Source organism: Paenibacillus helianthi, assembly GCF_001909055.1.
Taxonomy (GTDB): domain Bacteria; phylum Bacillota; class Bacilli; order Paenibacillales; family Paenibacillaceae; genus Paenibacillus_AQ; species Paenibacillus_AQ helianthi.
Window position 1 is genome coordinate 119,553 of sequence record NZ_LVWI01000001.1, and the last position, 13,200, is coordinate 132,752.

Genomic DNA, 13,200 nt, shown 5'->3' on the forward strand with positions numbered 1-13,200 from the left:
AAGAAAAAAGCCTTAATTCTCCATAATACAGGAGGCATAAGGCTTTTCTAATTCCATTCCAGCTTTACCAATGCTTCGCGATGAAGGTGTCGCGTCCGGATTGCTCGCGGTCCTCTTTATAGTGCTTCGGATTCTTTTTATGATAGTCCTGATGGTATTCTTCCGCCCGGTAAAAGACCGGCGCCGGCAGAATTTCCGTCACTACCGGACCTTCGAACCTGCCGCTGGCCGCTACCTGTTCCCGGGAAGACAGCGCAGCCTGATGCTGCTCTTCATTATAGTAGAATACCGCTGTCCGGTATTGGGGCCCTCTATCCTGAAACTGTCCGCCGTCATCGGTCGGATCGATTTGCGGCCAGAACAGCTCCAGCAGCTTCTCATAAGGGAACAACGCTGGATCATAAGTGATCTGGACTACCTCATAATGGCCTGTCGTTCCTGTTTTGACCTGCTCATAGGTCGGATTCTCTACGGATCCTCCGGCGTAGCCGGAGACAATCCCATGAATTCCGGGGAGCTCCTCAAAAGGTGTTACCATGCACCAGAAGCAGCCTCCGGCAAACATTGCCTGTTCCATAATCTGTATCCCTCTCCCTGTCTATCATCTGCCATACTAGAAACGTATGTTATGAAGATAAGGCTAAATCCGTTTCAAGTCAATTTGAGGGAGTCCATGGCCCATTTTTTTCCAGATACTTCTGAGGATGTATAAATACCGGTAATAACCTCAAGGGCCTTGATCCCCTCGTTCCCGTCAATCCAGAATTCCCGGCCATCGATGATATGCTTGTAGAAATCACGGATTAACAGGTTGTGACTGGTTCCCCAGTAAGACTTCCCTTCGACTGCCGTGGACAGGGGTTCACAGAGCAGCGTTTCATGGCCATCCTTCCAGAGGTACAGGCAGTCTCTGCGCAGAAGCAGTGTGCCCAGTTCAAAGATAAGCTCTAATTCAACCGGAGAATTCACTGAATACGCATTTGTACCATAAAAAAGCCCGCGTACTTTATTCTTGAAAAGAATGCAGGCATGAGCAGTATCCTCCACTTCAATCACTTCATTCAGCACATCTGTGGTCACACTTCCCTTAATGGAGGTAATTTCGCCTCCGAACCATTGCAGCAGATCCAGGGTGTGGATCGTCTGGTTAATCAGGACTCCGCCACCTTCGGTAGCCCATTTTCCGCGCCAACTGCTCTCTGTGTAATAGGCTTCGTTCCGGTTCCAGGTCACAATCCCCTTCATGCAGATCAGTTGGCCCAGAATGCCGGAATCGATAGTTTCTTTGATCCGTATGGATGGTTCATTATAGCGGTTCTGAAAAACAACACCCAGTTGCCCCTTGCTGACCGCAGCAGCCTCCTGCATCCGCTGGGCAGAAGACACATCTATGGCCATTGGTTTCTCTGTCAGAACATGATGTCCTGCCTGAAGAAATTCTACTGCCATCGCCGCGTGGAGATGATGCGGTGTGCATAAATGGATTATGCCGATATCTGTTCTCCCGAGAAGCTGCTTGTAGTCTGTTACCGACTCACAGCCGTAGTCCTGTGCAGCTTGTGCTGCCCGTTCAGGATCTGAATCGGCAACGGCTACCAGCCTAGCCCCTTCCATAGATAGAATAGCCCTGGCATGCAGGGGAGCAATGGCCCCGCAGCCGATGATAGCTGCGCCTATTGTACTCATCCAGTTCACCTTCCGCTCTGCTCTGTGTTAGATTCTGCTATCTGAGACTATCCGGTGTAAGGTTCAGAGCCTGCGATTGTGCTGTGAGACACAGCTCTGCCGCTTTAAAAACATGGGCTTGTGTCATCGCCAGTTCCGAGCGCTGCAGACAATCCAGAATAAGCTCTCCGAAGAAAGGAAAGCCAATCTTACCGGCCACCTGCTCATAATGCTCGCCTTGACTGTCTACCCAGAAGACATGATCCGGTGTATTCGAGCGGGCTAAATCGGTGTATTTACGCAGCTCCAGGTATCCCTCGGTTCCCATGATAATCATGCGCCCGTCTCCCCATGTGCCGAGTCCCTCCGGGGTGAACCAGTCCACGCGAAAATACTGGGTTGCTCCGTTGTCACCCACCAATGTGGCATCTCCGAAATCCTCCAGCTCGGGGTAGGCTGTGTGGTTGTAATTGGCAACCTTACTGTGCAGCACCTTGGCGTCACGGCAGCCGGTATAGTATAGAAATTGTTCGATCTGGTGACTGCCGATATCACAGAGAATACCTCCGTATTTCTCACGCTGAAAGAACCACCCTGGACGACTAGGCGCATTCAGACGGTGCGGCCCCATTCCGATGACCTGAAGCACGCGGCCAATCGCGCCCTGTCTGATCAAATGACCTGCATATACTGCACTTTCCACATGCAGCCGTTCACTAAAATAGCACATATATTTACGTTTTGTCTTCTCTGCCTGTACCCGCGCTGCCTCCAGCTGCTCTATAGCTGTAAAAGGCGCCTTGTCTGTAAAATAATCTTTCCCATGTGCCATTACACGCAGGCCCAGTGGTCCCCTCTCGGAAGGAACGGCGGCTGCCGCCACCAGGCGTACCTCAGGGTCTTCCAGTATTTCTTCTGCAGATCTGGCCACCCGGACTCCCGGATATGCGGCGGTGAAGGCTTTGACTTTTTCCTGATCCGGATCATATACCCATTTCAATTGCGCTCCGGCCTCCACCAGGCCGTTGCACATTCCATAAATATGTCCATGGTCCAGCGCAATTGCAGCGATTATGAATTCACCCGGTCCCACAACCGGTTTTGCCTCATGCTTGGGAGCATAATTCATTCCGTCATTACGGCTCATTCTTCTTCCCTCCAGATCTGATTACAGCAAGGTATGCAGATACTTCAAACTGATCTCGAGACTCTCGAACGGATTGCGGCGGCAGACATCCTGTTCTACCACATACCACTCTACTCCTGTCTCGCGGCAGGCTTCAATGATCGCTCTGTAATCCATATTGCCTTGGCCGATTTCCGCAAACTCCGCTTTTCTCGCGACCACCGCCATATCCTTCAGATGCACTACCCGCATTCTGTCTTTCACCTTGTTGATCCAATCCACCGGACTTCCTCCTCCGGCCTGAACCCAGTAGAGATCCAGTTCAAAATCGAACGCCTCCGGGTCTGACTCCTGCAGCAGTACTTCAAGACCGGTGAGGCCGTCCAGACGCTCGAACTCAAAATCATGATTATGATACACAAACTGCAACCCGTGCTTATGCTTCAAGACTTGTGCAATTTCGGAGGCTTTCCTCGCGAATGTGCGATAGCCTTCCTGACTTGTCTGGTACTCACCCGGAAGTGCTCCAAGCCCGATGTATGTACAATTCCAGAGCTTGTGCTCGGCGGCCAGTGCATCCAGATCGTTCACCAGCCTGTCCCAGGGAACATGTGTCGCGCAGATCGCAAGCCCGGCTTCATCCGCGTATTGCTTCACCAGCTGCGGATCAATCGGGCCAATACCCGATACCTGCACTGCCTGATAGCCAACGTCCTGTACCTTCAGAAAACTGTCACGCAGTCCCTCAGCAGTCTGGGTGAATTCCCTTAGGGTATACAGTTGCGCGGCAATCGTTGAAGTCTTCATAGATCGCTTCACTCCTTGAGTCTTAGTGTGTTCCAGATACATTCAGTGTCGTTTGTACAGTTATATCCTTCTGGAAGGTGGAATTCTGCACTTTTTCCATCAGCTTCTCATGAAACAGATCGCTGTCGAGCGGCAGTTCCACCCAGTTGTCTGTCCATGCGGACAAATACATGGCGTTTGAGAGTGTCAGGCCATGGATGCCTTCTTCTCCTGGTGCAAGCAAAGGTTCATCGAACAGGATGGCATTTGTGAAGTTGCGCAAAATACCTTTGTGCTGCTCTCCATCCCCTTTTTTCACCGGGATCTCGCATTTCCAGCACTCCGGTGCTCCGAATCCGCCCTTAAATTCAGCATTGAACACAGGCTCCGGTGTGCGCAGCCGCCAGAAGGTCAGCGTACCGTCTTCAATAACGATTTTTCCATTGTCCCCTGTAATTTCAAAGCGGTTCGTCCCCGGAGCTTCTCCGGTTGTGGTGATAAACAGCCCGGTGGCACCATTAGCATACTCGGCATAAGCGGTTACATCATCCTCGACCTCGATCTTGCGGTATTTGCCAAAGTGGCAAAATGCCCGGATGCGCACCGGCATCATTCCAGTGGTCCACTGCCAGAGATCCAGTTGATGCGGGTCCTGATTCAGCAGCACCCCACCGCCTTCTCCGGCCCAGGTCGCACGCCAGCCGCCAGAATCGTAATAGTTCTGCGATCTGTACCAGTTGGTAATAATCCAGTTCGTACGGCGGATCTCACCAAGCTCACCGGCCTGAATCAGCTCCCGTAGTTTCTGGTACAGCGGGTTGGTCCGCTGATTATACATAATACCGAATTTGCGGTCCGATTTAGCAGCGGCGTCGTTCATTTCCTGAACCGCTTTGGTGTATACACCAGCAGGCTTTTCAATCAGAACATGAAGTCCGTAGCCCAGCGCTTCTACCGCGAGCGGAGGGTGGTCATAGTGGGGCGTGGAAATTAATACGGCATCAATAGCGCCTGACTGAAACATCGCTGTCGCGGTGCTGAAATGCTTCACTTTCTCCGGTAATTGATCCACCGCCCATTCCAGGCGTTCAGGACTGATATCACATACGGCAGCCAGTTCCGCCCCCTTCACATCTTCAAGCAGACTCAGGGCATGAGCCCGGCCCATATTTCCGATGCCGATAATTCCATATCGTACCTTTGTCATCTCTATAATCACTTCCTGATTTCAGTTTATGTTATGAGAATAACCTTAATCTTTGAGTGTGAACATGACTGGAATTAAGGAGTATTTGTATATAATTAAGATGTATTAGATAAATGAAAGCGGTATAATAGAAACAATAACCTGAAAGGAGGTGCTCTATGGATCGATTGGGAAATATGACAGGACGCCTGCTGCAAAATCTGAATGTCACCGTAACCCATGCCCAGCTCACCACCGGGTACCCCGGCTGGAACCGCACGAACGAGACCCCTTCCTTTAACCGGCTTTATTTTATTGACCGCGGAGAAGGAAAAGTGATCATTAACGGAGTTGCTTATTATCCCAGACCGGGACAAATAATGATCATGCCTGCCGGTTCCATACAGACGACCGAAACATCGCCAGACCATCCATATACCCGCTACTATTGCCATTTCGATGCCCGCATCGGGGAGTGGCCGCTGTTTTATTCTGCGAACAAGCTGTATATCAGCGATGCTGCCGATCCGGATGCGGTCCGGGCGGTATTTACTGAGATGATCTCACTGTTTCAAGCTGAGGGCTTTCTCTCCTCGATTCGTGTGCAGGCCGCGTTGCTCAATCTGATGGCGTTGTGCCTGGAGGCTGGCGGCTACTCTGACTTCATGGATGAGCTGCTGCATACCAGTGATCAGGGCAAACTCGCGCATGTGCTGGAATACATTGACCAGCGGCTGAAGCGCCCCCTTGAGGTCGAGGAGCTGGCGGAGCAGGTGCATTTGCATCCGAATTACTTCATCCCTTACTTCAAAAAATTCATGGGGGTCACCCCCATGCATTATGTACAGCTCAAGCGGATGGAGCTCGCCAAAAAACAGCTTTCTTATACCGGCTTCAGCATCTCCGATATCGCCGAACAGGTAGGCATGGAGCTCGCCCACTTCTCTAAATATTTCAAAAAAACAACCGGGGTCTCCCCTTCGGCCTACCGGAGCAGTACACGATAAATCCCTGTTAACTGTTTGTTTACTCATCCTGGGTTGCGCCTCCGCGCAGCACCCTTCAGAGAGGAAGTGCCATATATGGCTGAGTTAGCCTTACAGCCTGCACTTGCAGGCAAAGTTGCTGTCATTACCGGAGGAGCGGGTGTCTTATGCGCTGTCATGGCACAGGAATTAGGACGCCAGGGAGTCAGGGTCGCTATTCTTAACCGCACCGCTGCAAAAGGTGACTCTCTTGCTGCCAGGATTAGCGCAGCTGGAGGACAGGCCCTTGCTGTGGCCTGTGATGTTACAGAAGACAGCAGCGTACGGAGTGCCGCAGCTGTAGTTCTGAAGCATTGGGGGCCTTGCGATCTGTTAATCAATGGGGCCGGGGGAAATCAGCCGTCAGCGGTTACCACGCAGGAAACATTAACTGAAGGAGATTTGGAGAACCCGGAAATTACCTCTTTCTTCGATCTTTCAGCATCCGGCTTCCGTCAGGTCTTGGATCTCAACCTGGTTGGCACACTCCTGCCCACGCAAATTTTCGCCAGGCAAATGCTTGGGCGTCCGGGGGCATCCGTAATTAACATCTCATCCATGAGCGCTGCATCGCCAATGACCAAAGTCCCTGCGTACAGTGCGGCGAAGGCAGGGATCAATAACTTCACCCAATGGTTGGCCGTCCACCTGGCTGAGTCCGGAATTCGGGTCAATGCTATCGCACCGGGCTTTTTCCTGACGAAGCAAAATGAGAAGCTCCTGCTGCGGGAAGACGGAGAACTGACCGAACGATCACACAAAATCATCTCCCAGACTCCGATGCGCCGCTTCGGGAAACCGGAGGATCTGCTGGGTACCCTGCTCTGGCTGGCGGACGAAGAGATGTCGGGGTTTGTTACGGGGATTACGGTTCCGGTCGATGGCGGATTTATGGCATATTCGGGGGTATAGATTCCATCAACCCAGCCCCATAATATAGCAATCCATAAGAAATACAGCTGAAGAAGTTTGGTACAATGGGCAGGTCAGAACCAAACATCAACCCTGGAAAGGATGTTGTTCACATGGCTAATTTTACGGCTTACCTGATGTCGGAGGATGCCAAAGCTCAAGCGGAGTTCTACATTGAGGCGCTTGGCGGCAAAATGAATTCCATTACCAAACACGGAGACTTGCCTAATGCGAGTGAGGAATTGAAGGACAAGGTGATCAATCTCAGCTTTATAGCTGCCGGAGTCCATTTTATGATGTCTGATTCCGTCCTCGAACCGGTTAGTTATGGGAATACAGTCAACTTAAACCTGGAATTCGCGGAAGAAGCTGAAGCGCGTGCAGCTTTTGACAATCTGGCAGAGGGTGGTGTGGTCAAGGAAGCACTGAACCCTGCATTCTGGGGAGCGCTCTTCGGACATGTTCAGGACAAATTCGGCATCCTCTGGATGATCACTACAGTGCCTAAGCAGGACCAGCAGTAAGCTGATGCAAATATGCTTCGGGTATAGACGCTTCTTGATCTTATCGAGAGGCGTCTATTACCTGTACGGCCAGCCCTCTTCATCTAAGCCAATCCAAAAGCAATCACCAGTATATACCCCAGCACGGATAGCAGAACAGATCCGATCAGTCCGGCCAGAAATGGCTTTTTCCCCATCCGGCCAAAGGTTCTCAGATCAACCCCCAGACCCATCCCCGCCATTGCCATTGCCAGCAAAAGGTAAGCCAGAACAACAAGCTCACTTGTGATTCTTGCCGGGATAATACCTAATGTATTGATTCCGCTCATTACCAGAAAGCCGAGGATAAACCAAGGGACCGGCAGCTTTTTCCACTCTATGGCTTTCTTAATCTCCCGCGCCTCCGCTTCCTCAGCAGGATTCTCCACTCTCTCCTTCTTACGTGTTCTGTAGGCTTCCCAGCTCCCGATGAGGATAGCGACAGGGATCAGCATCGCCACACGGGTCAGCTTCACAATGACTGCCAGATCCGCAGCGTCCCTGCCCGCCGGAGCGGCAGCAGCAATCACATGAGCCACCTCATGAAGTGTAGCTCCTGCAAAGATCCCGTAGCCTGCCTGACTCAATCCCATGAACGGATACAGCAACGAATATACCAGTGTAAAAATCGTACCCAGTATTGCTACAGTGGCTGCACCGACAGCCGTTTCATGTTCAGAAGCCTTGATTTGCGGGGCAATTGCCGCGACTGCTGCCGCTCCGCAAATGGCTGTACCGCAGGCTGTCAGCAGACTTAATCTTCTGTCGATTCTGAAACATTTGGCCAAGCCGTACACGGTGAATAAAGTGAACACGATATTGATTACTGCAATGGCAAATACCTTCGGACCGGCAGCTAGGATATCTGCAAGGTTGAGTCTCATCCCCAGCAGAATGATTCCCGCCCGAAGCAGTCTTTTGCTGGAAAATTGAATCCCTGCCATCGCACTATGCGGAACGCCAGCCGCTGCACGGAATGTTATACCCAGCAGAATGGCCAGGACCAGTTGCCCCAGAATATTCATTAGCGGCAGCAGAGCGAGATATTTGGCTGCTACGGCGAGCAGGAATGTGATTCCAATCCCCCAGGTCATCCCCGGGAGCTTCACTGTATATGGATTCAGCTTATGTGTATGGTTCATCTGCTTCACTCTCCGTCCACCGCTCACGGCGGCTAAGTCTTGATAGCTTCACTATAAGGGCCTCGCACGTGAAAGTGAAATACAGCTTTGCTATTCTTAGCATCAGTTTTTGTTATGATTGAACGTAAACGATATGATAAAATGCATGATATGAAGGCTATTCCGGCATTTTTGCCGATTTAAAATGAGGGATTCATATGATTGTTGATGCGCTGAATGTATTTGTTACCGTTGTGGAACAGAGTCATTTCTCTAAGGCGGGCGAGCTGCTGGGCTTGTCACAACCTGGTGTAAGTCTTCATATCCGCAATCTGGAGAATGAAATGGGAACCAAGCTGCTCCACCGGTCGCCGAAGCAGGTCCGCATGACGGAAGCTGGAGCGATACTCTATAAGCATGCCAAGCAGATTCTATCCCATTATGAGGAGGCTGGGCGGGAAATTCGTCTGCTGCGGGATGAAGTAACAGGAAATCTTCATATCGGGGCAAGCTTTACGATCGGGGAGTATATTTTACCGGCCAGGCTTGCTGCATTCGCCAAACAGTATCCGCTGGTCAGCCTTCAGTTGACCATTGGCAATACGGAGGAGATTATCGCGGCAGTAAGAATGAACCAGCTGGATGTGGCTTTTATCGAAGGTGAAACCACTGACCCCGAGCTTGTGATCATTCCTTACATGAAGGATGAGATGATCATCGTCGCCCCTCCAGGACATCCGCTCGCAGAGAGTCTTGCGGTGGAAAAGGATATGCTACAGGAGGAGACCTGGGTCCTGCGCGAGCATGGCTCCGGCACCCGTGCTTTTAGCGATCATTTTCTGCAGGAATCGGGGGTATCTATGAAAAGATCGTATGTATTCAACAGCAGTCAGGGTGTCAAGGAGGCCGTCTCTGCCGGACTGGGGCTGGCGATCCTGTCCAGGTGGATCGTGCGCAAAGAGCTGGCGGGCGGCGAAATCAGCGAGCTGCGGCTCAGACAAAGACTGCTGGAACGTGAATTTCTGATCATCCGGCACAAAGGCAACCCGGAGAGTATGGCGGTACAGATGTTTATTGAGAAGCTGCTCGCTGTACCCCGAACGTAACGCTAGAAAAACCGGGCTGCGTTGTTTCGATACAAAGTCGGCCTTGACGGAGAAAAGCCGCTGACCCGAATAAAATAGGGAGCAGCGGCTATTGACGTACTGTATGGCTGATAGAAGCTCAGGCCAGCAGCTACAGCAATGCGGGAACAGCGGTATGGATGACCTCTCGGGTATTCATTCTTTCCCGCTGACAGACTGCACCGTAATCACACCAGCTGCAGGTACCTCAAGCGTGTGCACCCCGCTGTTCCAGTTCAATGGATACTCTGCCGTCACTGTTCCCTGACAATCTCGAACACAAATTTCCAGAGGACCCGTGTCACGGTCCAGCTCAAGTACCAGTCGTGAGAGCAACGTACCGTTGACGACAACCACCAGCTCTGGCAAATCCCCGGTTACAGGGATAACCGTATCATGGTAAGCCGCAATCACCCATTTCCGGGTAGTGCGGGCTGTGACCAGCGGATACAGCAGCTCGGGATGCTGCGGCTCCAGGCGGCCATCCAGCAATACCTCCCGGTGCTCACGCCAGAAGGATAGCCAAAACGCCAGCATAGCAGTATGTTCCCCCGGCAGCCGGTCGAACCGGACCGAAATCTGGGGAACGGAAAACAGCACATTTATGAACTGAAGGGCTGCTGCCGCCGAAGACTCCCGGGGGTTCCACATCAGCATATCGGAATGTGCCGCAGTAGTGCCGCATATCAGCCTTATATCGATCGTCCTGATCCGGTTCTCGAGCGCATCATTAGGACAATCGCCGGCCCGGAACATATTGCCGTATTTGCGCATAAGCGGTCCAATGTAATTCTGGCGGAATTCGATCAGAATATCCGGCTTCAACTGCCTTAGACGGGTGATGATTCCACTTAGAAGCTTATCCACTGCTTCCGGTACCGACCCCGTGTCTTGCCCATCTGCGGGAAGATATTGATCCCCTTTGGCATAAAAGCTGTCAACGAAATCCAGCTTAAACCCGTCCATATCCCATTCCAGTAGCGCCTGCTCATAGATGCCGGTCAAATACTCCCGGATTTCCGGATATCGGGGATCAGCGACCCCCGCTCCAAGCTCATCACTTACGTACAGAAATTTATCCTTGTACCTCGCCCAGGCCTGACTGTGCTTCCCGATGAACGGAACGGCATACCACAGCATGAATTTCATTCCAAGCTCATGAATCCGGGTTACGTGTGCCTTCAGATCGGGAATTTTATCCGCACTCACCCTCCAGTCCCCACAGTATGCATAACCCCGGGTCTCATCTGAGGTCTGCCAGCCGTCATCCATGATTACCGTCTTGCAGCCCATGGCTGCAGCTGCTCTGCACCCGGCTTCCACTGCATCAGGCGAAAGCTGTTGATGAAAGCTGTACCATGTAGAATACACCGGTTCCCTGGCCGCGTCCGGAACGGGTGAAGGGTTACAGCCGGGAAGTCCGGCCCACCATTCGCCCACCCTTTTCAGCGCATCATAATAGGGATGACTTCGCGTATCCAATCGCAACATGACCTCAACATGGTCTTCGGGCGCGCCTGGGTCTGCAAAGAGCGTCACGGAACAATGGAAGCTGGATGTTTCCTCATTCAGACCTGCATGAAGCTCCACTGGGCTTAGTACATCCGAGCAGGCAAAGGTCAGCACATTGTTGCCCCGGTTTCCGTAGAGACAGATAACCGGTGCGGAAGAAGTGGACCTTGAAGGGAAGCCTTGCCGCCAATCGGGGATCAGCCCCCGGCTCCGCTCCACTGTTGGATGCCACAAGCCTTGTACATCCACTGCTGCACAGCTCCACTTCAGGGATAATTCCGGTAGAACAGCCGGACTAGAGGTATCCATAATAAGACGAACATATTCTACATCGGCCTCAGCGACATCCATAAAGGAAGAGAGAGCTAGGGCAAAAGTTCCGGTCTGTCCCTCCAGCCTCATTTCACAGCCATTGCTAAGTATGATTTTCAATTGCTTCTTAGCTCCTTTATAACCGGATATGTCTGATTGAATGGTCAATGTTACATCCGGCAGGGAATCGAAATCTGTATGCAAGCCCCGATCCCTGAACGGCTGGCAATGATTACCCCGTAGCTGTTGCCATGATGCAGCTTGATCCGGGAATCCACATTACGGATGCCATAACCGATACGGGGACCCTCAGGGGCCATAATCTGCCGGATGATATCTGCATTCATACCCACCCCATTATCAATCACTTTGAACACAATCTCCGAATCCCGCTTTGCTACGACAAGCCGGATGCCCAAGGTGGCTCCGAACCAGGCATGTTCAAGCGCATTTTCAATCAGCGGCTGTAGAATCAGCTTGACCGTTGCGTACTCCAGAACTTCCGGATCAATATCATAATATACACTAAGCCGTTCACCGTATTTAATGCACTGGATCGCCACATAGGCTTTGGCATGTTCGATTTCCTTACCCACAGTAGTCAGGATTTCTCCGCGGTTCAGACTAAGCCTGTAGAATTTCGCCAGTTCCTGTACCATAATATGCAGTTTATCGATATCGCCGAATTGGGCCAGACGGTTAATAGAGGAGAGGGTATTGTAGAGAAAATGGGGATTGATCTGTGCCTGCAGCGACTCCAGCTCCGCTTCTTTTTTCTGAAGATCGGCAACATAATTTTTATGAATCAACTCTTCCATATTGCTTCCCATCCGGTTGAAGGCGATAGCAATTTGCGCCAGCTCATCATTGCCTTTGAAGCGGATTCTTTTGTGGAAATCCCCGTCATGAAAAGCATTAAGGGACCCCACGATCTTCTGAATCCGCCGCGAGAAATAACCGGATACCCATATTCCCAAGGCTGCCAGGACAACGGCACTGACCAGACATACCAGCAGTGTCATCCGGCGGACCTCGTTCGCGCTCTGATCGAACAGGCTGTAAGGAATGTAGGCTTGAAGCTGCCAGCCCAGACCGTGCAGTGATTCACTAAGGACAAGCTCTCCGGGCTCTGTCCGGCTGCTCGCCGCTATCGTGCCTTCCGGTGAAGATTGCATCACAATCCTGCCGTTGTCATCAAGCACGACTAGCGTACTGTATTCGCCAATTTTGCGGTAATCCACAGAATCCAGCAGATCCTTGATCTGTACCGCCACCCGGACAAGACCAATCGCCTTCCCGCGCTGTACATCATCCAGACGCTGCAGCAGCGAAATATTGCCATCCTCTTGATCGCGCAGAATCTGCTGCCAGCGGCTGAGACCCGGCAGGTTACCCGAGAATTCCAGCATACGGTACCAATCTGCGTCTTGAATCCGCTGCACATGATAGATCTCGTAACGTTTCGTGGATAGCAGTGGATTCTGCCCCCCGTCCTTATAGAACACTTCAGGCAGCGTTTCGTTCTGAAGATACAGAGACAGGCCGATATTGCTGGCTGTGTAATTCAGCAGATTTTCAAGCGCCGGCATGAGTGTCCTGGTCATGGTCTCATAGCTGTACCAGCCTTGATCATAACGGCGAAGCGCATTTTGCAGACTGTAATTATAGTAAAGGCTGTTCGAGATGCGTTCGATATCATCTGTACGGTAACGGATATTGTCGCGCATTTGCCTTAGCGTTCCTTGAAGATTCTCCCGCGTCTTTTCCCGCAGGGAATTCACGGAATGCGCATAGGCGAACAGGCCAACCGTCAGCACGGCAATCAGCAGGCACAGCACATACGGCAGAATGAGCTTGTATCCAAAAGGAATGCTCCCCATGCGCCGCAT

At 51.7% G+C, this 13,200-nt stretch carries 12 protein-coding genes; 4 read left to right on the forward strand and 8 right to left on the reverse strand.

What is annotated here, in order from left to right:
- Nucleotides 1-64: 64 nt before the first annotated feature.
- From msrA to A3844_RS00445, 5 genes are all read right to left on the reverse strand, one after another.
- Nucleotides 65-577: a peptide-methionine (S)-S-oxide reductase MsrA gene (gene msrA, locus A3844_RS00425; RefSeq protein ID WP_074106255.1), complete on the reverse strand. Its 513-nt coding sequence runs from the start codon at nucleotides 575-577 to the stop codon at nucleotides 65-67.
- Nucleotides 578-651: 74 nt separating this feature from the next.
- Entirely contained in the window at nucleotides 652-1,686 is a 1,035-nt protein-coding gene (locus A3844_RS00430; protein ID WP_074106256.1) for a Gfo/Idh/MocA family protein, read from the reverse strand.
- Nucleotides 1,687-1,723: 37 nt separating this feature from the next.
- The gene (locus A3844_RS00435; RefSeq protein WP_074106257.1) at nucleotides 1,724-2,812 is read right to left on the reverse strand and encodes a Gfo/Idh/MocA family protein; all 1,089 of its coding nucleotides are present in this window, start codon (nucleotides 2,810-2,812) and stop codon (nucleotides 1,724-1,726) included.
- 21 nt (nucleotides 2,813-2,833) lie between these two features.
- Nucleotides 2,834-3,598, reverse strand: coding sequence for a sugar phosphate isomerase/epimerase family protein (locus A3844_RS00440; RefSeq protein ID WP_074106258.1), 765 nt, complete (start codon nucleotides 3,596-3,598; stop codon nucleotides 2,834-2,836).
- 22 nt (nucleotides 3,599-3,620) lie between these two features.
- The gene (locus A3844_RS00445; RefSeq protein ID WP_074106259.1) at nucleotides 3,621-4,784 is read right to left on the reverse strand and encodes a Gfo/Idh/MocA family protein; all 1,164 of its coding nucleotides are present in this window, start codon (nucleotides 4,782-4,784) and stop codon (nucleotides 3,621-3,623) included.
- Between the two features lie 158 nt (nucleotides 4,785-4,942).
- On the opposite strand from A3844_RS00445, the gene A3844_RS00450 reads away from it, so the two are divergent.
- The 3 genes from A3844_RS00450 to A3844_RS00460 all read left to right on the forward strand — a co-directional run bounded on the left by A3844_RS00450 (nucleotide 4,943) and on the right by A3844_RS00460 (nucleotide 7,224).
- Nucleotides 4,943-5,770, forward strand: coding sequence for a helix-turn-helix domain-containing protein (locus A3844_RS00450; RefSeq protein WP_074106260.1), 828 nt, complete (start codon nucleotides 4,943-4,945; stop codon nucleotides 5,768-5,770).
- A gap of 75 nt (nucleotides 5,771-5,845) precedes the next feature.
- Nucleotides 5,846-6,700: an SDR family oxidoreductase gene (locus A3844_RS00455; RefSeq protein ID WP_074106261.1), complete on the forward strand. Its 855-nt coding sequence runs from the start codon at nucleotides 5,846-5,848 to the stop codon at nucleotides 6,698-6,700.
- A gap of 113 nt (nucleotides 6,701-6,813) precedes the next feature.
- Nucleotides 6,814-7,224, forward strand: coding sequence for a VOC family protein (locus A3844_RS00460; RefSeq protein WP_074106262.1), 411 nt, complete (start codon nucleotides 6,814-6,816; stop codon nucleotides 7,222-7,224).
- Between the two features lie 83 nt (nucleotides 7,225-7,307).
- Here the strand turns inward: A3844_RS00460 and A3844_RS00465 are convergent, their stop codons facing one another.
- A complete protein-coding gene (locus A3844_RS00465; protein ID WP_074106263.1) occupies nucleotides 7,308-8,384 on the reverse strand; it encodes a YeiH family protein in 1,077 nt (358 codons plus the stop codon).
- A gap of 197 nt (nucleotides 8,385-8,581) precedes the next feature.
- Between A3844_RS00465 and A3844_RS00470 the strand changes: the two genes are divergently transcribed.
- Nucleotides 8,582-9,469, forward strand: a complete 888-nt coding sequence (locus A3844_RS00470; RefSeq protein WP_074106264.1) for a LysR family transcriptional regulator — start codon at nucleotides 8,582-8,584, stop codon at nucleotides 9,467-9,469.
- Between the two features lie 174 nt (nucleotides 9,470-9,643).
- Here A3844_RS00470 and A3844_RS00475 read toward each other — a convergent pair whose 3' ends face one another.
- On the reverse strand, nucleotides 9,644-11,431 hold the full coding sequence (locus tag A3844_RS00475) for a glycoside hydrolase family 36 protein (protein WP_074106540.1): 1,788 nt from the start codon (nucleotides 11,429-11,431) through the stop codon (nucleotides 9,644-9,646).
- Between the two features lie 50 nt (nucleotides 11,432-11,481).
- Nucleotides 11,482-13,200 carry a cache domain-containing sensor histidine kinase gene (locus A3844_RS00480; RefSeq protein ID WP_074106265.1) on the reverse strand — a complete coding sequence of 573 codons (1,719 nt, stop codon included), beginning with the start codon at nucleotides 13,198-13,200 and terminating at the stop codon, nucleotides 11,482-11,484.